The sequence below is a fragment of the Coriobacteriaceae bacterium genome (assembly GCA_025992705.1).
Classification (GTDB): domain Bacteria; phylum Actinomycetota; class Coriobacteriia; order Coriobacteriales; family QAMH01; genus QAMH01.
Map to the genome: position 1 here is coordinate 388486 of DAJPGJ010000001.1, position 24719 is coordinate 413204.

20 protein-coding genes are annotated in these 24719 nt (G+C 60.3%); 18 read left to right on the forward strand and 2 right to left on the reverse strand.

The annotated features are described in order from the left end of the window. The first annotated feature begins 319 nt into the window (after nucleotides 1-319). From OIM11_01605 to OIM11_01690, 18 genes are all read left to right on the forward strand, one after another. Nucleotides 320-1843, forward strand: a complete 1524-nt coding sequence (locus OIM11_01605; protein HJI99843.1) for a helix-turn-helix transcriptional regulator — start codon at nucleotides 320-322, stop codon at nucleotides 1841-1843. Between the two features lie 420 nt (nucleotides 1844-2263). Further along, complete coding sequence (locus OIM11_01610; GenBank protein ID HJI99844.1) at nucleotides 2264-3505, forward strand: MFS transporter; 1242 nt, start codon at nucleotides 2264-2266, stop codon at nucleotides 3503-3505. A 375-nt stretch (nucleotides 3506-3880) separates the two neighbouring features. Further along, nucleotides 3881-4069, forward strand: a complete 189-nt coding sequence (locus OIM11_01615; GenBank protein HJI99845.1) for a hypothetical protein — start codon at nucleotides 3881-3883, stop codon at nucleotides 4067-4069. Between the two features lie 105 nt (nucleotides 4070-4174). Beyond that, complete coding sequence (locus OIM11_01620; GenBank protein ID HJI99846.1) at nucleotides 4175-6514, forward strand: molybdopterin-dependent oxidoreductase; 2340 nt, start codon at nucleotides 4175-4177, stop codon at nucleotides 6512-6514. Next, the gene (locus tag OIM11_01625; protein HJI99847.1) at nucleotides 6515-6862 is read left to right on the forward strand and encodes a hypothetical protein; all 348 of its coding nucleotides are present in this window, start codon (nucleotides 6515-6517) and stop codon (nucleotides 6860-6862) included. Between the two features lie 168 nt (nucleotides 6863-7030). After that, on the forward strand, nucleotides 7031-7738 hold the full coding sequence (locus tag OIM11_01630) for a molecular chaperone TorD family protein (GenBank protein HJI99848.1): 708 nt from the start codon (nucleotides 7031-7033) through the stop codon (nucleotides 7736-7738). Then, nucleotides 7735-8055 carry a DUF1883 domain-containing protein gene (locus tag OIM11_01635; GenBank protein HJI99849.1) on the forward strand — a complete coding sequence of 107 codons (321 nt, stop codon included), beginning with the start codon at nucleotides 7735-7737 and terminating at the stop codon, nucleotides 8053-8055. The genes OIM11_01630 and OIM11_01635 overlap by 4 nt, the downstream gene beginning before the upstream one ends. Nucleotides 8056-8168: 113 nt before the next feature. Further along, nucleotides 8169-10535: a molybdopterin-dependent oxidoreductase gene (locus tag OIM11_01640; GenBank protein HJI99850.1), complete on the forward strand. Its 2367-nt coding sequence runs from the start codon at nucleotides 8169-8171 to the stop codon at nucleotides 10533-10535. 2 nt (nucleotides 10536-10537) lie between these two features. Further along, on the forward strand, nucleotides 10538-11029 hold the full coding sequence (locus OIM11_01645) for a hypothetical protein (GenBank protein HJI99851.1): 492 nt from the start codon (nucleotides 10538-10540) through the stop codon (nucleotides 11027-11029). A gap of 218 nt (nucleotides 11030-11247) precedes the next feature. After that, nucleotides 11248-11676, forward strand: a complete 429-nt coding sequence (locus OIM11_01650; protein ID HJI99852.1) for an FKBP-type peptidyl-prolyl cis-trans isomerase — start codon at nucleotides 11248-11250, stop codon at nucleotides 11674-11676. 12 nt (nucleotides 11677-11688) lie between these two features. Further along, on the forward strand, nucleotides 11689-11991 hold the full coding sequence (locus OIM11_01655) for a hypothetical protein (GenBank protein HJI99853.1): 303 nt from the start codon (nucleotides 11689-11691) through the stop codon (nucleotides 11989-11991). Next, nucleotides 11978-14311 carry a molybdopterin-dependent oxidoreductase gene (locus OIM11_01660; protein HJI99854.1) on the forward strand — a complete coding sequence of 778 codons (2334 nt, stop codon included), beginning with the start codon at nucleotides 11978-11980 and terminating at the stop codon, nucleotides 14309-14311. Before OIM11_01655 ends, OIM11_01660 begins: the two co-directional genes overlap by 14 nt. Nucleotides 14312-14487: 176 nt before the next feature. Further along, entirely contained in the window at nucleotides 14488-16779 is a 2292-nt protein-coding gene (locus tag OIM11_01665) for a molybdopterin-dependent oxidoreductase (GenBank protein HJI99855.1), read from the forward strand. Between the two features lie 11 nt (nucleotides 16780-16790). After that, on the forward strand, nucleotides 16791-17138 hold the full coding sequence (locus OIM11_01670) for a hypothetical protein (GenBank protein HJI99856.1): 348 nt from the start codon (nucleotides 16791-16793) through the stop codon (nucleotides 17136-17138). Nucleotides 17139-17414: 276 nt separating this feature from the next. After that, a complete protein-coding gene (locus OIM11_01675; protein ID HJI99857.1) occupies nucleotides 17415-19364 on the forward strand; it encodes an FAD-dependent oxidoreductase in 1950 nt (649 codons plus the stop codon). A gap of 182 nt (nucleotides 19365-19546) precedes the next feature. Beyond that, nucleotides 19547-20365, forward strand: coding sequence for an SDR family oxidoreductase (locus OIM11_01680; protein ID HJI99858.1), 819 nt, complete (start codon nucleotides 19547-19549; stop codon nucleotides 20363-20365). A gap of 197 nt (nucleotides 20366-20562) precedes the next feature. Then, complete coding sequence (locus tag OIM11_01685; GenBank protein ID HJI99859.1) at nucleotides 20563-22518, forward strand: FAD-dependent oxidoreductase; 1956 nt, start codon at nucleotides 20563-20565, stop codon at nucleotides 22516-22518. A 685-nt stretch (nucleotides 22519-23203) separates the two neighbouring features. Then, nucleotides 23204-23455, forward strand: coding sequence for a hypothetical protein (locus OIM11_01690; protein ID HJI99860.1), 252 nt, complete (start codon nucleotides 23204-23206; stop codon nucleotides 23453-23455). Between the two features lie 91 nt (nucleotides 23456-23546). Here OIM11_01690 and OIM11_01695 read toward each other — a convergent pair whose 3' ends face one another. Both OIM11_01695 and OIM11_01700 read right to left on the reverse strand, forming a co-directional pair. Then, nucleotides 23547-23765, reverse strand: a complete 219-nt coding sequence (locus OIM11_01695) for a hypothetical protein (GenBank protein ID HJI99861.1) — start codon at nucleotides 23763-23765, stop codon at nucleotides 23547-23549. Between the two features lie 17 nt (nucleotides 23766-23782). Beyond that, the gene (locus OIM11_01700) at nucleotides 23783-24709 is read right to left on the reverse strand and encodes a LysR family transcriptional regulator (GenBank protein ID HJI99862.1); all 927 of its coding nucleotides are present in this window, start codon (nucleotides 24707-24709) and stop codon (nucleotides 23783-23785) included. Nucleotides 24710-24719: the final 10 nt, after the last annotated feature.

Below are 24719 nucleotides of genomic sequence, written 5' to 3' on the forward strand. Positions count from 1 at the left end.
CGCCTGCAGGTGGCAAGAAGGGGACAGACCCTTCCGCACCCCTTCCGCATCGTCCCCTCGAACCTTTGCTACCTGCGCTTTCATTCCGCATATCACGCACGTCATACTTTTTATACGATGGTGCCGCATGCCTGCAGACGATATATTTATTCTGCAAGTTGGGTTTATATTCGCGCATCATGCATATCATGTCTCCCCGCAGTCGTAGGGAGCCACGCCATCATGCGCGGGCTATATCCACTATCGAACGCCACTCTCTCGGGGGGGGGGGGGCACTCGTAGCATGTGCATCGTGCTGTGCGAGTCAAGGGGGCGTGCCATGAGCGAAGCGACAACGGATCAGGAGACTGGTCCAACTATCGAGCGCAAGCCTATCGGCGGAGACGAGGCTGATTTCGAAGCTGTCCTTATCGACGGCATCTTGGGTTTTAGCCTGTCGATCGGCAACGCGATTCTATTGCTTGTCGGAGCCGTCTCGCATGCTGGCTCCTTCTTCGACGCAGCCCTCATGCTCGTCGTATCGGCATTCGTTACCGCTCTATTCTTCAAGGCCGTGCAGCTCAGGACGGATACCATTTCTGCGCATCTGCCCCGTGTGGTATACGTGTGCCTCCACGCGCTCTGCTTCCTCACGTCCGTTGTCGGGATGTTTCTGGGGCTTCAATACGTTGCTGCGGTTGCTGCCGTACTTGGCCTGGCCGACACTCTTATTCTCTACGGGCGCTTTCTTGCGGCGCTTGCCCGCAAGGCGCTCATGCTCGTTGTCGATACGGCGTTTCTGTATCCGGGCATCCTGATGATGATTATCGTCAACGTGCCCGCTCCCTACGATGCCGTTATTTTGTCGGCCCTGGTGCTCGTCACCATAGTGGTCGCCTTGCTTTTCATGCGCCGAAACTATGATTTCGGCGAGTTCATCAGCGCGGCCGACTCCAAGGCCCGCAGTATCAAGGTCAAGGGAAACGTCCATACGCTGTTTCTCGTCGGTTTCATGATCGGCGCGTTCCTGCTCTTCAATCCACTGCCCTTTACCATGCAGGTGTCGAACGTGGCGCTCGGTCTTGCCTTTACGCTTGCGGGCGTTGGTTCGCTGCTTATGCGTCAGATAAACGAGCGTGATACGAAAGATGCGTTGCGCAAGACCATGGGGCTCGTCTCCCTTGTGCTGCTTTTGCCGCTGGCCCTTGTCCCTGGCGAGATCAAGCTCGTGCTTCTGACCTGCTATAGCTGCTATGTCATCCTTGAGACGATTACCATTCTTGATGCGATTATCGAAACAGTGCGCTTTAATCTCATTGCCGCCATGTGGCTCATCAGCAAGGAATGCTCGGTGTTTTTCAGCGGCATCGCCGTGGGCGGGGCGATATTCGCGCTTCTTCCCTGGATTACCCAGATGCTTGGTCCCGAATATGCCCTGCTTGTTCTCTGTATTGTGGCGGCTGCGCTTTGCGCATGGTTGCAGATCAAGGTCAACTACCAGATTTATCCCTTTGCCCCCGTCATCGAGGAGGATGTTGACGAGGAGGTAAGCGCCCATATCGAGCGCAATGGGCGTCGCAAGGCGCAATGGCATCAAAAGGTCGATGCCGTGTGCGAGCAGTATCACCTCTCGCCACGCGAGCGCGAGATTCTGCCCATTCTGCTGAGGGGCCGCGATGCCAAGTACATCATGGACACCTTCTATATCTCGCAGTCCACGGCCAAGACGCACATCTACAACATCTACCGCAAGTTCGGCATTCATTCGCGCCAGGAGTTGCTCGACTTTGTCGAGGATATCGAGTTCATGGACTTTGCGATGCCCGATGATTCCGCCGAGCAAGAAGACGCTGCTCGGGAATAAGGGGACGGAATAAGGGGACAGACCCTCCCGCTCCAAAACGGCCGCGTGGCAATAAGGGGACAGACCCTTTGGCGCCTGCTCCAAAACGGCCGCGTGGCAACAAAGGGACAGACCCTCTCGCGTCGGACCCTCTCGCGTCGACCCTCCCGCATCCGATCCTCCCGCTCCTCCAAAACCACCATGCGTCAGCCCTCATACCTGAGGTTCCATATCCTGAACGGGGCATTTGGAGACCAATCACAAAATTTCCACATTTGCGACCAATTCTCGACCTCAAATAATCCTCGGACAATAAACCCCAAGGACACGTGCGTTTAGACGCACGCGCCCCGCACCCGAGTTGTGCGGCTCGGGGCGCTGGCGCTTCAAAAATGACGCCAGCTGGGGAGGGAATGTGTTATCGAGGAAAGAGGAGGAGTTATGTCAGAAACATCACTTGATAAGTCAAAGTGCATAGACGGCAGCTATGGTTGGGTAGTCGTGCTGTTTACCATGCTGGTCGGCTTCGTGCCCGGTTCCAACATGGCCAAGGCGATCTCGCTTGCGCCGATCGTCTGCATGAACTTCCAGATCAACGAGGCAACCTTCGGCCTGATCGTCGCGTCTTTCTACATCATGGGCTTCATCATGGCGTTCCCCACCACGGGTCTCGTGAACAAGCTCGGCATGAAGGGGTCCGTCGCCATCGCCGTCGGCTGCGGCGTCGTCGGCTCCATCATGGGCGCGACGGCCGGAACCAACATGACGGTGTTCGTCATAAGCCGCGTCGTCGAGGGCGCGTCCTTCGGCATCATGGGCGTCGTGGGCGCCTCGTCCATCGGCCCGTGGTTCTCACCGAGGAAGCGTTCGCTCCCGCTGTCCATCTGGTCGATGTGGGTCGCCGTCTGCATGTGCGTCTGCCCGCTTCTCTTCGGCTGGCTCAACGAGTCCATGGGCGTCGACATGGCGGGCATCTGGTGGGGCACCGCCGTTTATGACCTTGTCGTCGGCATCCTGTTCATCCTGTTCTACCGCAGGCCGCTCGACCTTGACCAGGTCGAGAACGCGGAGGATCCCACGGGCACCAAGAAGGCGAGCATCACGCGCGCCCTCAAGAGCCCGATGCTGTGGGCACTCGCCCTCATCTTCCTGTTCGACGAGGCCGCCTTCATGGCGATCAACGGCTTCATCGTCCAGTACCTCACCACGCAGCTCGACGCATCGCTCGTCTTGGCAAACGCCATCTTCTCGCTGTTCGGCCTGATGGGCGCCCTCACGCCACCCATCTCCGGCTGGATTACGCAGAAGTGGAACAACCACCGCTGGGTGCTGCTCGTCGGCCTGATCGTCGCCGTCATCTACACCGCCCTGGTCTTCCAGCTCAAAGACCCGATGCTCTACTACCCGCTGTCCATCCTCGCCGGCATCGTCGGCGGCGCCGTGCCCTCCATCCTGTGGCAGTTCACGCCCAACACCGTCGAGGACGCCGACATCCCGGCAGCCAACGCCTTCATGGCGTTCACGCAGAACATCGGCATGACCATCGGCGCGCTCATCATCGGCAACGCGATCGTCATGTGGGGTTGGAGCATGGGCTCGCTCATCGGCATGGTGCCTCTGTACATCATCTGCCTCATCATCTACTTCGCTTTTGGCGTTCAGAAGAAGCTCAAGCTTCAGTAGTTTCAAGCACGCGGGATGCGTCGTCTTTCGAGACGGCGCATCCTCTCGTGCGTTCTTTGCCCTTCGAGCAACGTGAAAGAAAGCTCGAATTGAGTCGTGTAAACCCCTGGTCACAAGCGTCTGCAAACGCAATATCAGACGCGAGGTACGAGGCTATTTCGCAAGGGGGTCCACGATTTCCGCACCTGTGTACGATTCTCAACTCACGCACCTGAGCCTTAGTTTGTACCCGTCGCAATTCCCCAGCGACATCGGAATGTTTCGAGAGCGAATTTCTCGAGTTGACATGAGCTACTTGGCTCAATGGGACGGCTTCCTCGCACAGCGGTTCTTCCGCGGAAGGACGTCCCGTCTCTTTTGAAAGGAGAGGCGCGTATGTGTTTCAGGCCCGCAAGTTTCGAGTCCGAGGGTGATAACCCGTATTTCGTTCCCGGCGATCCCGAAGACGCCGCCGCACCTGGAGCCCCCGGAGCCCCCGGCGCTCCTGCCGCTCCCGGTGCACCCGCTGCACCAGGCGCACCTGCTGTCCCCGGTGCTCCTGCCGCCCCGGGCCAGTCGTCCTAGGTAGACGCATGCCGGCTTTTGTCGGCACAGGCGTCATCGGTCGATGGCCGAATCGCAGGTACGAAGTGGCAATGCTGGTTGAGAGAGAAGAGGAAAGGAAAGAGCATGAAGATTTTCAAAGGTCAGGGCACTGCCGATCTTGGCAAGCCATGGCGCTTCGAAGAAGACGGCCTCACCGTCACCCGCGGTTGCGCGTGGTCTCCTCCGGGATGCCATCCGACCGGATGCGGCATCAAGACCTACGTGAACTCCAATGGTGAGCTCGTGCGCGTCGAGGGCGATGAGAACCATCCCATCACCAACGGCCGCCTCTGCGTCCGCTGCCTGACCATTCGTGACTACGTCTACAACCCAGACCGCGTCCTGTACCCCATGAAGCGCGCCCGCGAGGACCGTGGCAAGAACAAGTGGGAGCGCATCACCTGGGACGAGGCATATGACACCATCGCCGAGAAGGTGAAGTACTTCAAGGACAAGTACGGTGCCGAGTCCATCCTGGTCATGGGTGGTACCGGTCGCGAGGGTGGTCCCATGCTTCCCGCGTATGCGCATGCATGCCTGGGTACCCCCAACGCCTGCTACACGCAGTCCGGCTATTCCTGCTACATCCCGCGTGTCGCGGGCACGACCTACGTCATGGGCGCGACCTATCCCGAGATGGACTACGCCGGTGGTCTGCCCGGCCGCTATGACGATCCGATGTTCAAGCTTCCCGAGCTCATCGTGTTCTGGGGCAAGGAGCCCCTTCCGTCCAACGGTGACGGCCTCTTCGGCCACGCCGCCATCGACATGATGCGCCGCGGCAGCAAGCTCATGAGCATCGACCCGCGCGTCAACTGGGTTTCCACGCGTGCCGACTGGCATCTGCGCCTGCGTCCCGGCACCGACGCGGCCCTCGGCATGGCCATGCTCAACGTCATCATCGAGGAGGACCTCTACGACCACGACTTCGTCGAGAAGTGGTGCTACGGCTTCGAGCAGCTTGCCGAGCGCGTCAAGGAGATGCCCGCCGAGAAGGCAGCTGAGATCTGCGGTCTCGATGCGAACCAGATTCGCGAGGCTGCCCGCGTCTACGCCGCGGCCAAGCCCGCGCAGATCGCCTGGGGTCTGGCCATCGACCAGAAGTCCAACGGCGTTCAGGCCGGTCACTGCATCATGGCTCTCGAGGCCATTACCGGAAACATCGACGTGCCCGGTGGCCAGCTCATCGGCGACGTCAACGACGGCCTCGAGCTCGGTTTCGGCTGGAACAACCTCGGTCCCGAGCTCCAGAGCAAGATTCTCGGCATCAAGGAGTATCCGGCATATGTCGGCCTCGTCCTCAACGCGCAGTGCGACATGGTGCTCGACGCGCTCGAGGCGGGCGACGATGCCAAGTACTACCCGTTCAAGATGGGCGTCTTCGAGGACACGAACTTCCTTGCCGGCACTTGCGCCGCCCAGCCCAAGCGTTGGCATGACGCGATGGTCAAGAACCTCGAGTGGTGCTTCGGTATCGACGTGTGGATGACCCCGACGATCCAGGCAACCTGCGAGATCTTCCTCCCGCTGTCCTCGACCGTCGAGCATGACACCGTCGTGTACACGCACTATGGCGCATCGCCGATTATGGCCGGTGCCGTCAACAAGTCCATCACGGTGGGCGATTGCAAGGGCGACTGCGAGATCTTCTACGAGCTCGGCCTGCGCTGCATGCCCATCAACTTCGAGAAGTACAAGGACTACTACGACTTCCTGGCTGACTACCGTCTCGCGTACAAGAAGTCCTTCGAGGAGCTGCGCGAGGAGGTCGTCCACCAGAAGACCGAGATGTGCGGCTACTACAAGTACGAGTCCGGTCGCCTGCGCCCCGACGGCATGCCCGGCTTCAACACGCCGACCGGCCGCGTCGAGCTCTACTCGACGATGTTCCGCCAGTTCGGCGAGGATCCGCTGCCGTACTACGAGGAGCCGCAGCTCTCGCCGGTCTCCACTCCGGAGAAGATGGAGGAGTACCCCTTCGTCCTTACCACGGGCGCTCGTACGTACTGCTACTTCCATTCCGAGGGCAAGCAGATCCCGTACCTGCGCGAGATGAATCCCGATCCGCTGATCGAGATCAACCCCGAGGATGCGCTCAAGTACGGCATCGCCGACGGCCAGTGGGTCGAGGTTGCCAGCCCGTTTGGCAAGTGCGTCCTGAAGGCGAAGGTCTCCCAGATCGTGAAGCCTGGCGTCGTGCATGCGCAGCATGGCTTCTGGTTCCCGGAGAAGGATCCCGAGGAGCCCAGCCTGTACGAGGTGTGGCGTTCCAACATCAACGAGCTCATCCCCCACTTCATGGTTGGCAAGCTCGGATTCGGCGCGCCGTTCAAGTGCCTCATCTGCAGCGTGAAGCCGGTGTCGGAGAATTACGACACCGACATGATGGAGGTTTGGGACCACTTCGGAAAGTTGGTGATCTAGATGACGGCCTACGGTCTGCTTATCGATTACGAGTTCTGCACGGGCTGCCAGTCTTGCGAGGTCGCGTGCAAGGAGATTCACAACATCCCCGTGGGGCAGTGGGGCATTCGCGTTCTCGATGATGGCCCCTGGGAGTGCTCGGATGGCAAGTTCAACTGGAACAAGATTCCGACCCCGACCCGCCTGTGCGACCTCTGCGTCGAGCGCACGGACAAGGGCCAGCAGCCCTTCTGCGTGCATCACTGCCTCGCAGGTGTCATGCAGTGGGGCACGGTCGAGGATTTGGCCAAGGAGCTCGAGGAGAAGCCCAACCAGGTGCTCTTCGTGCCCAAGCCCTACCAGTACTAGCAGGTAGACGGCATCTCGATGCACGAGGTGCGACGGTGGTGCTCGGGGGACAGACCCTCGAGCACCGCAGGTGGCGATAGGGGGACAGACCCCTTCGGATCACCGCAGGTGGCAACAAGGGGGCAGACCCTTGATTGTCACCGCAAGGCGAGTGAGGACGGGATTTCGATGGATCAGCAGGCTCTGATGCAGCAAACCGAAGACAGATGCGACAACTACGCGATGCTGTCGCGCCTGTTCAGAAGCGAGCTCGATCGCGAGCTTGTTGGCGATCTCATCGACAGCCCGGCCGTCGAGTCGACGGGCAACGCGCTCTTCGATTCGGGCTATGCGCGCCTGCGTTCGTACCTGGATGCCGTCGATGATCTTGATCGTGCCAAGTCGGCTCTTGCCATCGACTATTGCCTGGCGTTCCTCGGCTACGGTGTTGATCCCGAGAAGGCGGACGAGGCTGGCAGAAACGCCGCCTATCCGTACGAGTCAATTTATCGTACGGGCGCCAAATCGCTCGGGGGAGACCACTGCGCCGAGGTTTCCGACGTGTTCCGTTCCTGCATGTTCAGCCCCACGCGCGATCGCCTCATTGCCGAGGACCACATCGCATGCGAGCTCGAGTTCATGCAGTACATGGCCAACAGCGAGCTTGTCGCCCTGCGCGATGACGAGCATTCGGTCGTGCGCGGGACGCAAGAGAAGGAGCTCGAGTTTCTGGAGAACCACTTGCTTTCGTGGGTGGAGAGCTTCAGGAACGCGGTGGAGCAGTTCGCCGAGACGGACTTCTACCTCGGTTTGCTCGAGATGACGCAAGGCTGGCTCGAGCTTGATGCGGAGTATCTGCGCACGCAGTGCGCGAGCGGGGAGGAGGATGCGCAATGACGCAGGATCACGGTCCGGACGGTCGTGACTGGAACATGCGCGAGGTCGAGTACGACCTCGGCGTTGCCGGTCCTGGCCAGAGCATCGTCATCACCATCACCCGATCCGTCGCAGTCAAGATCATGGATCATGAGAACTACGAGCTGTACAAGGCGGATGAGGATTGCAGCGCCTTTTCGGGCCGGCTTACCTCATCGCCATATCGTTTCAAGCTGCCGCGCGAAGCGCAGTGGCACGTGATCATCAATCCCAACACCTACTCGGGTACCGCGGAGTTCAACGTTCGTCTCATCGAGGACTCCGTACTCGATAGCTGATGGGAAGAAGGGGACAGACCCCGCATCGCACGCATCGCACACGCGATTTTGGTTATTGCGGTGCGGCCAGGAGGAAAGGCCGTGCCGTTAAGAAGGAGAAGGAGAGTGAAGCAATGGAGTTAAGTGATTACAAGGCCGCTCCAGTAGTGAAGCTGGATTCTCTTGCCGACGTCAATGACATCGGCAAGCCCTGGCGCTACGAGGACGGCGACTACACCGTGACTCGTACCTGCCCGTGGTCGCCTCCGGGATGCCATCCGGTAGGCTGCGGCCTCAAGCTCTACGTCAACGAGGACGGCAGGCTCGAGCACGTCGAGGGCGACGAGAACCATCCCGTCACCCAGGGTCGTCTGTGCCCGAGGTGCATCACGCTGAAGGATTACGTCTACAGCCCTGCCCGTATCCTCACTCCGATGAAGCGCGACCGCTCCCAGCGTGGCAACGCGGATGCCTGGGAGGAGTGCTCCTGGGACGAGGCGTTCGCCATCATCAAGGAGAACTACGAGCGCATCGTCGACCAGTACGGTCCCGAGTCCATCATCGGCATGTCCGGTACCGGCCGCGAGGGTGGCACCATGTCGCTGTATCCCACCATGGTGTTCGGCACTCCCAACTACTGCTACATGCAGTCCGGTTACGCCTGCTACACCCCGCGTCTTGCGGCGGCGGCCTACATCACCGGTTCCACCTATTCCGAGTGGGACTACGCCGGCGCCCTGCCCGATCGCTGGGATGACGAGCGCTACACCCTGACCGAGGTTCTGGTCATGTGGGGCAAGGCTCCGCTCGAGTCCAACCCCGACGGCTTCTTCGGCCATGCGGTCGTCGATGCCATGCGTCGCGGTACCCGCCTCATCCAGATCGACCCGCGCGTCAACTGGCTGTCCGCTCGCGCTGACATCTTCATCCAGCTGCGCGCCGGCACGGATACGGCCCTGGCCATGGCCATGCTCGACATCATCATCAAGGAAGACCTCTACGATCACGAGTTCGTCGAGTACTGGTGCTACGGCTTCGAGCAGCTCGCCGAGCGCGTCGCCACGATGCCTCCCGAAAAGGCCGCCGAGATCTGCCAGGTTCCCGTCGAGAAGATCTACGCAGCCGCGCGCATGTACGCGAAGGCCAAGCCGGCCGCTATCATGTGGGGCCTCGCCGTCGACCAGAAGACCGACGGTATGCAGAACAGCCAGTGCATCATCGCGCTGCAGGCCATCACCGGCAACTTCGACCGCCCGGGCGGCCAGCTCGTCCCCGGTGCCGATGCCGGCCACAACGAGCTCGGCTTCGGCTACAAGGAATGCATCCCCGACGAGCTCTTCCAGAAGATGATCGGCATGGACCAGTACCCCGCGTACTGCAACATGATTCTCAACTCGCAGGTCGACCTCATGCTCGAGGCACTCGAGACCGACAAGCCGTATCCCATCCGCATGGGCTTCTACATGGCTTCCAACCCGCTGTCGAACACCTCGATGGAGCCCAAGCGCTGGCATGACGCCCTGTGCAAGTCCCTCGAGTTCTGCATCGGCATCGACCTGTTCATGAACGCCTCCATCCAGGCGACTTGCGACATCTTCCTGCCCATCGCCACCATCGCCGAGCGCGAGGGTACCGTCTTCACGCACTATGCGCCCTGCACGGTTACCGCCGGCTTCATGCACAAGGCCGTCGACTGCGGTGGCCTGCCCTCCGACATGGAACTCGCCTATCGTCTGGGCAAGTACCTGCATCCGGAGCGCTTCTCCAAGTGGGCCAACGAGCACGAGCTTGTCGAGGCCTTCCGTCTGGGTGTCGAGAACCATGGCGAGACCTTCGACGAGGTTTCCAAGTGCGTCGTCGCCCAGGTGCCCATCGAGTACTACAAGTACGAGAAGGGCCTGCTGCGCCAGGACGGCCAGGTTGGCTTTGCCACTCCGACCGGTCGCGTCGAGCTGTGGTCGACCGCGTACAACCAGTTTGGCGAGGATCCGCTGCCGTACTACATCGAGCCGGAGTTCAGCCCGGTCAGCAAGCCGGAGCTCAAGGACGAGTATCCTCTCATCCTCACGACCGGCGCGCGCACCACGGCGTTCTTCCACTCCGAGAACCGCCAGATTCCCTACACGCGCGAGCTCAATCCCGACCCGCTGCTCGAGATCAATCCCAAGACGGCGCAGGAGAAGGGCATCGCCGATGGCCAGTGGGTGCGCGTCTGGAACATGTTTGGCGAGGCTCTCATGAAGGCCAAGGTTTCCGAGGCCGTGGACGAGAAGACCGTGCATGGACAGCACGGCTGGTGGTTCCCCGAGGAGGAAGGCAGCGAGCCGAACCTCTACGGCACCTTCCGCTCGCAGATCAACAACCTGTGCCCCAACGGCCGCATGGGCAAGCTGGGATTCGGCGCTCCCAACAAGTGCCTGATCTGTAATGTCGAGCCCGTGAGCGAGTCGTATGACACCGACATGAATCTCATCTGGGAAAAATTCGGAAAGCTGGTGTAAATATGGCAACCTACGGACTTCTTATCGATTACGAGTACTGCACGAATTGCGGTTCGTGCCAGGTCTCCTGCAAGGAAGAGCATGGCTACCCGGTAGGCAAGACGGGCATTGCCGTTCATGCCGATGGCCCGTGGTACATCGATGATGACAACATCAACTTCAATTACTTCCCCCTGCCGACGGATCTGTGCGACCTGTGCAAGGATCGCACCGAGCGTGGCCGTGAGCCCATCTGCGTGCATCACTGCCTCGCCAACATCCTCTATTACGGCACGGTTGAGGAGCTGTCGAAGAAGCTTGAGGAAAAGCCCAAGCAGATGCTCATCGTCCCGCAGTTCATGCCGCGCGAGGCCAAGGGCGAGTTCGTCCATCAGGAGAACGCGACCGATGCGCACAAGGCAGCGGCCATGGAGGTCACCGGTACCGGCGCTTCGACCTTCGGTGCCCACCGCGCAGACGCCAAGGTTGGCGAGTACGAGGAGGACGCCGTCTAGACGACGATCCGAATCGCAACGGACTGGGACAAATGGACAGGTCATTTGTCCCAGTTTACGGTTTCGAGGGGGCGCCCGAATCATCGGGTCGCCCCCTTGGGGGCTGCTGGGAAGACAAGAGTCGCCGGGGCGCTTTTGTCTGGTTTTGGCAATAAGGGGACAGACCCTCGGCTTCGGGAAGAAGGGGACAGACCCTCGATTGTCTGGAAGGGGAGCATATGGAAGAGAACCGAGTCGGCAAGGTTGCCTATATTCGCTATGAGGGGGGCATCCTCGGCGAGCGCCACGTCGACAAGCACCTGGATGAGCCGCTTGCCGTGCGCATTGGTGCGGGCCGCGTGGTCAAGGGCATCGATGACGCCCTTCGCACGATGGAGGTCGGCGAGAGCGCCACTCTCATCATCCCTCCCGAAGAAGGCTATGGAGATGCCGACCCCAAGCAAATCAAGTGGTATCCCCGCTCAATCATTCCGCATGGATACGAAATCAAGAAAGACACGATGATCATGTGGGAGAGCGCCGATGGACTGGCCAAACGTCCCGCCATGGTGGTGGACGCGACCGAGGATACGGTGAAGATTGACATGAATCATCCCTACGCGGGCAAGACGCTCGAGTACTGGGTCGAGCTTGTCGACCTTCAATAGGGAGCGGATGCGATGTGCTATCCATGCACGAACTGCGGGCGCTGCGGAAAGTTTGATCCCAGCAGCCCGCTGTACACACCCCCGCCAAGTATTCCCTGTCTGAAATGCGGCGGCACTATCGATGCGGCGACCGGCATTTGCGACAGCTGCGGTGATCAGGCCTTCGTGCCGACAGGCGGCATGATGGCGAGTGCCAACAGCCTGCGTCCCGACGCCGCTGGCAACAAGGGGACAGACCCTTCGTTGTCGAACGACGCCGTTGGCAACAAGGGGACAGACCCTTTCGAGGAGGGATCACCTCATGAAACTATTTAAAGGTCAGGGCACGGCCGATCTTGGCAAGCCGTGGCGCTTCGAAGAAGACGGCCTCACCGTCACCCGCGGTTGCGCGTGGTCTCCTCCGGGATGTCACCCCGTCGGCTGCGGAATCAAGACCTACGTGAACTCAAACGGCGAGCTCGTGCGCATCGAAGGCGATGAGAACCATCCGGTTACGGGCGGTCGTCTCTGCGTCCGCTGCCTGACGATGCGCGATTACGTCTACAACCCAGACCGCGTCCTGTATCCCATGAAGCGCGCCCGCGAGGACCGCGGCAAGAACAAGTGGGAGCGCATCACCTGGGACGAGGCCTTCGACACGATTGCCGAGAAGGTCGCTTACTACAAGGAAAACTACGGGGCTGAGTCCATCCTCATGCAAGGCGGCACTGGCCGCGAGGGTGGCCCCATGCTTCCCGCGTATGCTCAAGCTGCACTCGGCACGCCGAACGCCTCGCAGCCCTTGAGCGGATACTCGTGTTACATTCCGCGCGTCGCGGGCACGACCTACGTCACTGGCGTGGCATATCCCGAGATGGACTACGCCGGTGGCCTGCCCGGCCGCTACGACGACCCGGCCTTCACGCTGCCGGAGCTCATCGTGTTCTGGGGCAAGGATCCGCTGCCCACTAATGGCGACGGCCTCTTCGGCCACGCCGCCATCGACATGATGCGCCGCGGCTCCAAGCTCATGAGCATCGATCCGCGCGTCAACTGGGTCTCGACGAGAGCGGATTGGCACCTGCGCCTGCGCCCCGGCACCGACGCCGCCCTCGGCATGGCGATGCTCAACGTCATCATCTCCGAGGACCTCTACGACCACGACTTCGTCGAGAAGTGGTGCTACGGCTTCGAGCAGCTCGCCGAGCGCGTCAAGGAGATGCCGGTCGAGAAGGCGGCGGAAATAACCGGCGTCGATGCTGGCCTCATCGCCGAGGCCGCCCGCGTCTACGCCGCGGCCAAGCCCGCGCAGATCGCCTGGGGCCTTGCCATCGACATGAAGTCCAACGGCATGCAGGCGGGCCATTGCATACTCGCCCTCGAGGCCATCACCGGAAATATCGACGTGCCCGGCGGCCAGCTCGTCGGCGACGTCAATGACGGCCTCGAGCTCGGCTTCGGCTGGAACGAGCTCGGCCCCGAGCTCCAGGGCAAGATTCTGGGCCTCAAACGCTATCCGGCGATGGTGAGCTTCGTCCTCAACGCGCACTGCGACATGGTGCTCGACACGCTCGAGACGGGCGAGCCCTACCAGTTCAAGATGGCGGGCTTCGAGGATTGCAACGGCCTGGCTGGCACGGATTGCGCCCAGCCCCAGCGCTGGCACGATGCGTACCAGAATCTCGAATGGTGCTTCGGCATCGACGTGTGGCTCACGCCGACGATCCAGGCGACCTGCGAGCTGTTCCTCCCGCTATCCTCGACCGTCGAGCACGATAGCGTGGTCTACAGCCATTACGGCGCATCTCCCATCACGATGGGCGCCATCAACAAGTCCATCACGGTGGGCGAGGGCAAGGGCGATGCCGAGATCATGTACGAGATAGGTCGTCGCTGCATGCCCGTCAACTTCGGGCGCTTCAAGAACTTCTACGAGTTCCTCGAGTATTACCGCCTCAATGGCAAGACGACTTTCGAGGAGCTGCGCGAGGAGGTCGTGCACCAGAAGACCGAGACGCTCTCCTATCGCAAATACGAGACGGGCAAGCTGCGCCCCGACGGCATGCCCGGCTTCAACACGCCGACCGGGCGCGTCGAGCTCTATTCGACGATGTTCAGGCAGTTTGGGGTCGATCCGCTGCCCTTCTACGAGGAGCCGCAGCTTTCGCCGGTCTCCACGCCGGAGAAGATGGAGGAGTATCCCTTCGTGCTCACGACGGGCGCGCGCACGTATTGCTACTTCCATTCCGAGGGCAAGCAGATTCCGTACCTGCGTGAGATCAACCCCGATCCGCTCATCGAGATCAATCCCGAGGATGCGCTCAAGCTTGGAATCGCGGACGGCCAGTGGGTACGCGTGAGCAACCCCTTTGGCTCGTGCGTGCTCAAGGCCAAGGTCACTCAGACGGTGTATCCGGGTCTCGTCATGGCGCAGCACGGCTTCTGGTTCCCCGAGGAGGATGGCGAGGAGCCGCATCTCTACGACGTTTGGCGCTCCAACATCAATCTGCTCATGCCGCACTTTTACGTGGGGGAGCTGGGATTCGGTGCGCCGTATAAGTGCCTGATCTGCAAGGTCGAGCCTATCGAGGAAAGCTACGACACCGACATGCAGGCTATCTGGAATCGCTATAGCCAGCTTGTCGTGCCGGAATAGGGAGGGGGAATTACGAGGAAAGCATCTCACCTGGTGGCAATAAGGGGACAGACCCCCAAGTGCCGGGCATGGCAACAGGGGGACAGACCCTCTGCCATCGCAGGTGGGAAGAAGGGGACAGACCCCTACATGTCGACCCCTACATGTCAAAGAAACAGAGAGGAAGGGAAGGAAACGTGACCACGACAGCAAAAATCGATAGCGGTATCGAAGACTTCAAAAACGACCTGGGCAAGCCCTGGCGTTACGAGGAGGACGGCTATACCGTCACGCGCGCCTGCGCCTGGTCGGCGCCGGGCTGCCATCCGGTTGGATGCGGCGTTAAGCTCTACGTGAACAAGGACGGCATCCTCGAAAAGGTCGAGGGCGACGAGAACCAGCCCATCACACAGGGGCGCCTCTGCATGCGCTGCCTGACCCTCACCGACTTCACCTATCATCCGGACCGCGTCATCTACCCGATGAAACGCGCCAAGGAGGATCGCGGCAAGGACAAGTGGGAGCGCATCACCTGGGACGAGGCCTACGACATCATCGAGGAGAACATCCAGGGTCTCAAGGAGAAGTACGGCCCCGAGTCCATCGTCGTCTTCGGTGGCACCGGTCGCGAGGGCGGCCCAATGTGCGGCCCTTACGGCGCGGCCATGATCGGTACGCCCAATGCCTGCTACACGCAGTCCGGTTACGCCTGCTACATCCCGCGCGTTGCCGCTGGCACCTATGTTGCTGGCGTGACCTACCCCGAGATGGACTACGCCGGCGGCTTGCCCGGACGCTATGACGATCCGATGTACAAGATTCCCGAGGTCACGATCACTTGGGGCAAGGAGCCGCTTCCCTCCAACGGCGACGGTTTCTTCGGCCACGCCGTCATCGACGTCATGAAGCGCGGCAGCAAGCTCATCTCGATCGATCCGCGCTCCAATTGGCTCTCCACGCGTGCGGTCTATCACCTGCAGCTGCGCCCTGGTACCGACACGGCTCTTGGCATGGCGATGCTCAACATCATCATCTCCGAGGACCTCTACGATCACGACTTCGTCGACAAATACTGCTACGGCTTCGAGCAGCTCGCCGAGCGCGTGAAGACCATGACTCCCGAGAAGGCGGCCGAGATCTGCGACCTCGACGTTGACGACATCTACGGTGCAACCCGCATGTACGCCTGCGCCGACAATGCCGCAATCCTGTGGGGACTTGCCACCGACCAGAAGGCCAACGGCACTCAGTCAGGTCACACGATCATCGCACTCGAGGCCATCACCGGCAATCTCGACATTCCCGGTGGCCAGCTGCTCGGTGATGTGAGCGACTCGCTCGGCGACCTCGGCTTCGGTTGGAAGGAGCTCGGTCCGGAGCTGCAGAACAAGATCATCGGCCTGTACGAGTATCCCGCATATGTCGGCATGGTTCTCAACTCGCACGCCGACCTCACGCTCGAGGCCATGGAGACGGGCGAGCCCTACGAGATCCACGGCGGCTTCATCGCGTCGACCAACCTGCTTGCCGGCACCTGCGCCGCCCAGCCCAAGCGCTGGCATGACGCCATGGTCAAGCTCGACTTCGTCTTCGCGGCCGATTGCTGGATCACCCCGACCGTCCAGTGCTGTGCCGACGTCATCCTGCCGCTCGCGACCTACGCCGAGCGCCAGTCCATGGTCGGCACGCACTACGGCGCATCGCCCAACATGCTCGGTGCCGTCGTCGACGCCGTCAAGGTTGGCGAGACCAAGGGTGACCTTGAGATCCAGTACGAGCTTGGCTGCCGCCTCAACCCCGGCACCTACGAGCGATTCAAGGATTTCGAAGATTTCCGTGCCGAGTTCCGCCTCGGTAACCTCGGCATGAGCTACGAGGAACTGCGCGAGAAGGTCGTCGTCCAGCGCAACGTGAGCTACAAGAAGTACGAGACGGGCAAGCTGCGTCCCGACGGCAAGCCCGGCTTCAACACGCCGACCGGTCGCGTCGAGCTCTACTCGACCATGTACAAGCAGTTCAACGAGGATCCGCTGCCATACTACGAGGAGCCGCAGCGCTCTCCGGTGTCGACGCCCGAGCTCATGGAGGAGTATCCCTTCGTGCTCACGACCGGCGCCCGCACCTACGCGTACTTCCATTCCGAGGGAAAGCAGATTCCGCTGCTGCGCGAGATCAATCCCGATCCGCTGCTCGAGATCAATCCCAAGGATGCGGAGAAGCTCGGCATCATCGATGGCGAGTGGGTCAACGTCGAGAACGAGTTCGGCAAATGTGAGCTCAAGGCCAAGGTCACGCCCATCGTGAAGGAAGGCGTCGTGCATGCTCAGCATGGTTGGTGGTTCCCCGAAGAGGACAGAGAGGAGCCGCATCTGTTCGGCGTGTGGCGCTGCAATATCAACGAGCTCGTACCGCATAAGTTCGTGGGCAAGCTCGGTTTTGGCGCGCCGTTCAAGTGCCTGCTCTGCAAAGTCGAGAAGCTGAACAAATAGGAGGGGAAACCATGAGAAACGGACTGCTGATTGACTACGAGTTCTGCACGGGCTGCCAGTCCTGCGAGGTCGCGTGCCAGAAGGAGCATGGGTTCGAGGCTGGCACCTGGGGTATTCGCGTCCTTGACGAGGGCCCCTGGGAGGTCGATGCGAAGACCATGAACTGGAACAAGATTCCCACGCCCACGACGCTGTGCGACCTGTGTGCCGAGCGCGTGCAGAAGGGCAAGCTCCCGAGTTGCGTGCATCACTGCCTTGCGGCTGTCATGAAGTTCGGCCCAATCGACGAGTTGGTGAAGGAGATGGACAAGAAACCCAATCAGGTCATGTTCGTCCCTGGACCGTATATCTGCAAATAGCATCGTGCGTGGGGCCGGGTCTTGTACCCGGCCCCATTGCATCGCCGCAGGTGGCAACAAGGGGACAGACCCCCGGCGTTGTCATTTCGAGCGAAGCGAACGAAGTGAGCGTAGTCGAGAAATCTCGGTTTACGCTCCGCTAGCAGCGACGGGGAAGATTTCTCCACTCCGGCGCTTCGCGCCTCCGGTCGAAATGACAAAAGGAGCTACGGCAACAAGGGGACAGACCCCTATCAGCGCGAGGGATTTTATAGGAGAGCAACCGAAGGGATGGATATGGCGTCTTTTAACGATTACGAGTACGTGTTTACGCCGCTCAGGGTAGGTAGGCAGGTGCTCAAGAACCGCATTATCTTTTCGCCCATGGTTTCTGATTACACGACCGCAAATGGCGAGCCGACGCAAGGTTACATTGACTTTGTCGAGGAGCAGGCCAAGACGGGTGCGGCGCTCATTACGTTGGGGGCGACGCCGGTCAACTGGGACACTGCCCCCGATTATCCCGCCGAGCTGAACGTTACCGAGGATACGCGCATCAATGGTCTGGTACTGCTGTCCGAGGTCGCGCATCGCCACGGGGCCAAAATCTCCGTCGAGCTCGTTCACGCCGGTCGCGGCGTGCACCCCGAACTCATCCAGAGCGAGTACGGACTTGCGCCCACGCCGCTGCCCATTCCGGGGCAGTACCCGTATCTCAAGGAGATGGAGTTCCGCGACATGGAGAACATCATCGCGGACTATGTCGATTGCGCGGTGCGCCTCAAGAAGGCCCAGTTCGACGGCGTAAACATTCACGCCGCACATGGCAACCTGATTGCGGCGTTTCTTTCGCCGCTCACCAATCACCGAAACGACAACTTCGGCGGCAGTTTCGAGAACCGTTGCCGTTTCCCGTTGATGCTGCTCAAGGCCGTACGCGAAGCCGTCGGTGACGACTTCATCCTTGACATGCGCATCAGCGGCGACGAGATGGTCGATGGCGGCATGGAGGTCGAAGAAGTCATCGAATTCCTCAAGCTCGCGCAGGAATACCTCGACATGGTCAACATCTCGGCCGGCCTCATCGTCGATTGGCGTGCGCAGCTCTTCACGATGCCGCCCTACTACCAGCCGCATTGCCTCAATAGGGAGCTGTCGCGCAAGGTCAAGGAATGCAAGGAAATCACCATTCCCGTCTCCGTCGTCGGCTGCATCACCAATATCGACGAGGCCGAGGACATCATTGCGAGTGGGGCTGCCGATGCGTGCTACATCGCGCGTGCCCTGCTGGCCGACACCGAGATTCTCAAGAAGTCGTATCGCGGCGAGCCCGAGACGGTGCGCCCCTGCCTGCGTTGCCATTCGTGTGCGGCGGGCGGCGGCAACCACATGTCGTGTGCCATTAACCCGCAGCTTGGGCGCGGTTATCGTTACTGGGAGATTGTGCCGGCGGCCAAGAGCAAGAAGGTCGTCATCATCGGCGGCGGTCCGGCTGGCATGATGGCGGCGCAAACCGCGATCAGACGCGGTCACGAGGTCGTGCTGTTCGAGAAGTCCGCATCGCTGGGCGGTGCGCTCAACGACATCAACAAGCTACCGTTCAAGAGCGATTTGCTGAAATATACGGAGTGGGACGTCAAGCAGACGATGGAATGTGGTGCTGACGTGCGTCTCAACACCGAGGCGACCCCCGAGCTCATCATGGCCGAGAAGCCCGATGCGCTCATCGTCGCGCTGGGCTCCGTGCCGGTCAACCCGCCCGTTCCTGGTCTCGACCGCGACAACGTGTATGGCGTGCGCGATGTCGATTCCGGACGCAAGAAGGTGAGCGGCAAAGTCGTCGTCTGCGGTGGTGGCGCGAGCGGCTGCGAGTCCGCGCTGGCGCTTGCCATGGAGGGCTGCGAGGTCACGCTCGTCGATCGTGTTCCGCTCGACAGGTTTGCCGCTGGCATGATTCACATCACGCGCGGCATGTTGATGGCGCTGCTTGAGGAGTACAAGGTCCGCATTCTCGATGAGCGCAACGTCGAGGCCATCGACGATGATGGCGTGCACGTGCAGGACAGGAATTGGCGTCGCGAGGTCATTCCCGCTGATTACGTGGTCAACGCCATGGGTATACGCCCCGTCGCGCCCGACCAGTTCCGCGAGCTCATCCCCGAGACGTACGTTGTGGGTGACTGTGCGGATATTGGCACCATCAAAAAGGCGAACCACAGCGGCTTTGACGCAGCGCTCGAGGTGTAAACGCGCAGGTGGCAATAAGGGGACAGACCCCCGTTTGTCAGGTGTGGCAAGCGGGGGACAGACCCTCCTGCATCATCGCAGATGGCAATAAGGGGACAGACCCTCCATTGTCATTTCGAGCGCAGCGCAGCGAAGTCGAGAAATCTTGGCGATAAGGGGACAGACCCCGGAGAGGAACGATCATGGACAAGATCATCATTGAACCTATCACCAGCATGAAGAACGCGTTTTCCGTCGCTGGCCAGAATGTCGTTATTACTGGCGGCAATCGCGGCCTGGGCCGCGGTATCGCGCAGGCGTTTGCCGAGTGCGGCGCCAACGTCGCGATTCTGTGCCGGAATGAGGCGTCTGGTAACGAGGCCGCCGAGCAGCTGCGCTTGCTCGGATCGCGCGCCATCGCCGTAAAGTGCGATGTGGGGGATTTCGATTCCGTGCTGAGGGCCAAAGAGGTCGTCGCTAGCGAGTTCGACCACATCGATACGCTCGTCAACAACGCGGGCATTGATGGCAAGCACGGCGTCTTCGACGACGCGCGTCTCGAGGAGTTCAAGCGCGTCATGAACGTCAATCTCGATGGCGTCGCCGCCATGATCCAGGTCTTCGGACAGTGGATGATGGACGAGGGCCGTGGCGGCGAGATCATCAACATCTCGTCGATTGGCGGCCAGGCCATCGGCGACCCGCGCTCTCATCCCATGCCTTCGTACAATGCCTCGAAGGCCGCCCTCGATCACCTCACGCGTCACCTGGCGATCGTCATGGGCGACTACGGTATCCGCGTCAACTCGATTGCGCCCGGTCCCACGCATTCCGATCTCGATGCAGGCCTTCCGCCGTCGATTACGGAGTTCATCGACGTGACGATGCCGATGCATCGCTTTGGCGAACCGCTCGAGATTGGTGCGTTGGCGGTCTTCCTGTCATCGCCGGCTGCGGCGCAGATCACGGGCGTTGTCGCCAATCATGATGGCGGTACCATGTGCGTCGGCCTGACGTTCTAATGGCAATAAGGGGACAGACCCTCCCGCATCACCGCAGGTGGCGATAAGGGGACAGACCCCTGTTTGTCATGCGTGGCAACAAGGGGACAGACCCCTGTTTACGGACCCCTGTTTACGCCGCCCGCTTCCCGCCGCGCGTGTGAGTTGCAAGGGTCTGTCCCCATCGCGTCATCGTCGTAAAATCGAGGAGTACATATATGCCGAGTTTCAACAATTTCCCTCACATCTTCACGCCGATTAAGATTCGCAATTTCGAGCTGAAGAATCGCCTGGTTTTCTCGCCGGTCGTCTCAGGTCATGCGGGTGTTGTCGATGGTCAGGTTACCGAGGCGCTCGTGCAGTTTCTCGGCGCCCAGGCTCGCAGTGGCGTCGGCATGGTCACAATCGGCGCATCGCCCGTCGACCAAGGCCGTGCACGCGATTTCTTCGGAAGCCTTTCCGTTTGCAAGGACGAAGACATTCCCGGCCTGCATCGCCTCGTCGAGGAAGCACATCGCTATGGCGCAGCGATTTCGTGCGAGATCCTGCATGCGGGGCGCATCGCGCAACCCAACGCGCTCGCCGGACGCAAGGCATGGGTGCCGTGGCTCACGCCCGACATGGACCCCGAGCTGTTCGAGGAAGTTACCGAGGAGCAGATGGACGAGGTCATCGACCTCTTCTGCAAGGCGGCCGTGCGTCTGCGCGACGCGGGTTTCGACATGGTGCTCATCCACGGCGCGCATGGCAACTTCGTGAGTGCGTTCTTCTCGCCGCTCACCAATCAGCGTACCGACGAGTACGGCGGATCCTTCGAGAACCGCATGCGCTTCCCGCTCAAGCTCGTGAAGGCTGTGCGTGAGGCCGTGGGCGAGAACATGGCCATCGACTTCCGCATCAGTCAGAACGAATACGTCGAAGGCGGCACCACGCTCGAGGATGTCATCACCTTCCTCAAGGCGGCCGAGCCCTATATCGATGATGCGAATCTCTCGGGCGGCTGGATTTTCGACCCGGTCTACGTCAAGTACATGATGCCGGGTTATCCGCAGGAGCTGTGCCTCAACATCCCGCGCACGGCCATCGTCCACGAGCAGCTCGATATTCCGGTCACCTGCGTCGGTAACATCCCCAACATCGAGACCGCCGAGCAGATTCTTGCCGAGGGCAAGGCCGACATCGTCGCCTTCGCGCGCAATATCCTTGCCGATATGGACTTGGTGAACAAGGCGTATCGTGGCGAGGAGGACACTATCCGCCCGTGCCTGCGCTGCATCGAGTGCGCCTCGCGGCCTGCCGTGGGCGGTGGCGTGCGCTGCTCGGTCAATCCGCAGCTTGGCCGCGAGCTTTACTATCGCGAGATACGGCCGGCACTTACCAAAAAGAAAGTGGTCGTCATCGGTGGTGGTCCGGCTGGCATGATGGCGACGCAAACCGCCGTCAAACGCGGCCATGACGTCGTACTATTCGAGCGCGATGAAGAGTTGGGAGGCCGTCTCAAGGAAGCGTCGGTCCTCTTCTGCAAGGAGCCGTACCACAAGCGCTATCTCGCCTGGGACAAGCGTGCAACGCTCGAGAGCGGCGCGGACATCCGGCTGGGTGTGGAAGCGACGCCGGAGCTCGTCATGGCGGAGAATCCTGACGAGGTCATCGTCGCCATTGGCGGCGAGCACATCTGCCCGCCCATCCCCGGCGCCAACGGAGACAATGTCATCACGGTGACCGAGGCCGACCTGGGTCTGGCGCCCATCGGCAAGCGCGTCGTGATCGTGGGTGGCGGCTTTTCCGCGCTCGAATGCGGTATCCAGCTCGCCTACGAAGGCCATGAGGTCACGGCCATCGATGCGCTGCCCGAGGACAAGCTCTGGCGCGAGGTCATGAACGAGCTACGCAGCGGTCTCATCGAGCTGCGCGATCGTTACGGCGTGCAGCTCGTTGACGAGGCCATGGTGAAGGAGATTCGCGAGGGGTCCGTCGTGTATACACGTGGTGGCGAGGATTTCGAGATTCCCGCCGACACGGTTGTCATGGCATGCGGCTTACGTCCGAACAAAGAGATCGTGCAACAGTTCGTGGAAATGATGCCGCAGGTCACGGTCGTGGGCGATGCGCGCAAGACGGGCAACATCTTCTCGGCGAACATGAGCGCCTTCGATGCGGCGGTAGAACTCTGACAAAAAGGGGACAGACCCCTAGTTGTCATTTCGAGCGCAGGCGCGAAGCGCCGGAGTCGAGAAATTCCGCTCAGCAAAAAGGGGACAGACCCCCACGGGAATGGCGGGGACAGGCCCTCAGGGTCGTCCCCGTGGCGCCCGCGCGCAAAAAGCGCTCACCTCTAGGGTCGGGTGATGTTCCGCGCGCAAAAACGGCGGGAGTCTAGGCAGGCGGCGTGGCAAATCCTAGAGAGGAGGCAGATACGCGCACCCGGCCCCCGCAAATCCTAGAGAAGCGCCAAAAACGCGCAGCGGGCGGGCATTCGCGTATGGGAAGATGGAAGACCTCATATTCCCATCTCGTATTTACACGCTGCGATATTGCAATTTCACCTTTTCCGTCCCGGTTGAATACCATATGAATCGGAAGACGGATCCCAAGCAATTGGATATGCCCCCCAAACCCTCCTCGGATCCATATTCCTTTCCCTCATTATCCGAGCGCCCTACCCCCCCCCTGGGCGCTCGGACCCAAACATTTCATTCACGCGCACACATTGAGTCCTCCCGCATTTGAAATGCCGGATCGTCTGCCAAGCCCTATTCCCGTTGGGAATGAAATACCCCCTGAAATGGCATTTTATGTATGCCTGGCATTCCATCTATACTCGCGCTGTTGGTCACGCACGCAACGGAGGAGAGGATTATGCTTACTGTCGAATCTCACGAGTATGATGCCAGCACGGGTATCGATACCTACGTCTTTAGTCCGGGCAGCATGAAGGCCAAGGTCAAAGTCATCCAGGAGGATGGCGATCCTGAGGTTCTTCTTGGCGTTGACGGCATGGCGGTTCAGCAGGATGTTGTGGGTGAGCCCACGTGGACTGTCTGCGCTAACAAGGAGATTGTCAACATTGCCCTCGAGGAGTGGGAGAAGCGCAAGGCTGCCGAGAAATAGGCGTCAGCGACACCACGCATCATAGGTTCAATGAGAGGGGAGGCACACTGCAAGGCGTGCCTCCCCTCCTTGTGTTTGAGTGCTGGGTTTCCTAGTCTTGCAGCAAGGGATTGAACTCTCGTACCTCGCCAGTCGTCTCGTCGATACGCCCCATCTTGCCGCGATGCATGTTGCTGGCATACGACGCGCCGCATGTTGGGCAGTTGCTGACGCCCGGTCGAATCGGCTCACCACAAGCTGAGCACGTGAGCTCCATGCGCGTCGAAAGCATTCCGCACTTGTTGCATCTGCTGCATTGATAGCAGGGCATCGCTTCTCCCTTTCCAATCACGAACTCTCGGCAAGGGTATCCTTGCCAATAATCTCGATAGCTTCGGGAACGAGAGGGTTGCGGCTATTCTTCGAGAAGAAGACGGCAACCGGGAACGTTGCATCAGCATCGGATATGGGGATTTGCTGACAGAACGGAAGGATGCCAATGCCGACTCGCTTGATGAAGTTCTCTCCGAGGATGAGCACCTCATCGGTGAGGCCTGCTGCCACGGTGATAAGGTCGGTGAGGCGCATCGAGTAGCAGCGTCTGATTTTTGGGGCAAAACCGTGGGCCCTACAGCGTTCTTCGATAAAACGCCATGCTTCGGAAATATGGGATCCTTCAATCTTGATGAAAGTCTCATTTTTCAAATCATCAAGAGATATCGTTTCCTGACCCGCAAGCCTGTGATCTTTGCTAACGACGGCAACCCACGAGAGCGTCCCTATGGGGACCGAATCGAGCATGTCATCCATGCTGCTGATTTCATAGGCATAATCAAATACGATATCGACATCATCTTCTCGAAGGAGCTCAGACGGGAGCCTGTGCTTTGCCGGTCGCACTTCGAGGAAATTGCGTCCATGTCTTTCGCTCATGGCCACGAGCATGTTGCTTAGTGTTTGCGAGACTAACTCCTCTTCAACGAAACCGCCCACTCTTAGTTGGGGTGGTGGAGTCGCTCGCAAGCTTTTGACCATGGCATAGAAGCCTTTTTGGCTTTCTATAATCTTGTACGCATAGGGCAACAGCTCAGTGCCGGCTCTCGTGAGGCGAAGGGCACTGCCCGATCTGTCGAAAAGCTCGATATGAAGCTCGCGCTCGAACGAGCTGATATGTTTGCTCAAAGTGGGTTGTGACATGTTGAGCATGCGAGCCGTTTCCGTGAAATTCAGCCGCTTTGCCAACTCGGCGAACTCCTGAAGAATATCCGTGTCCATGCCTTACCCC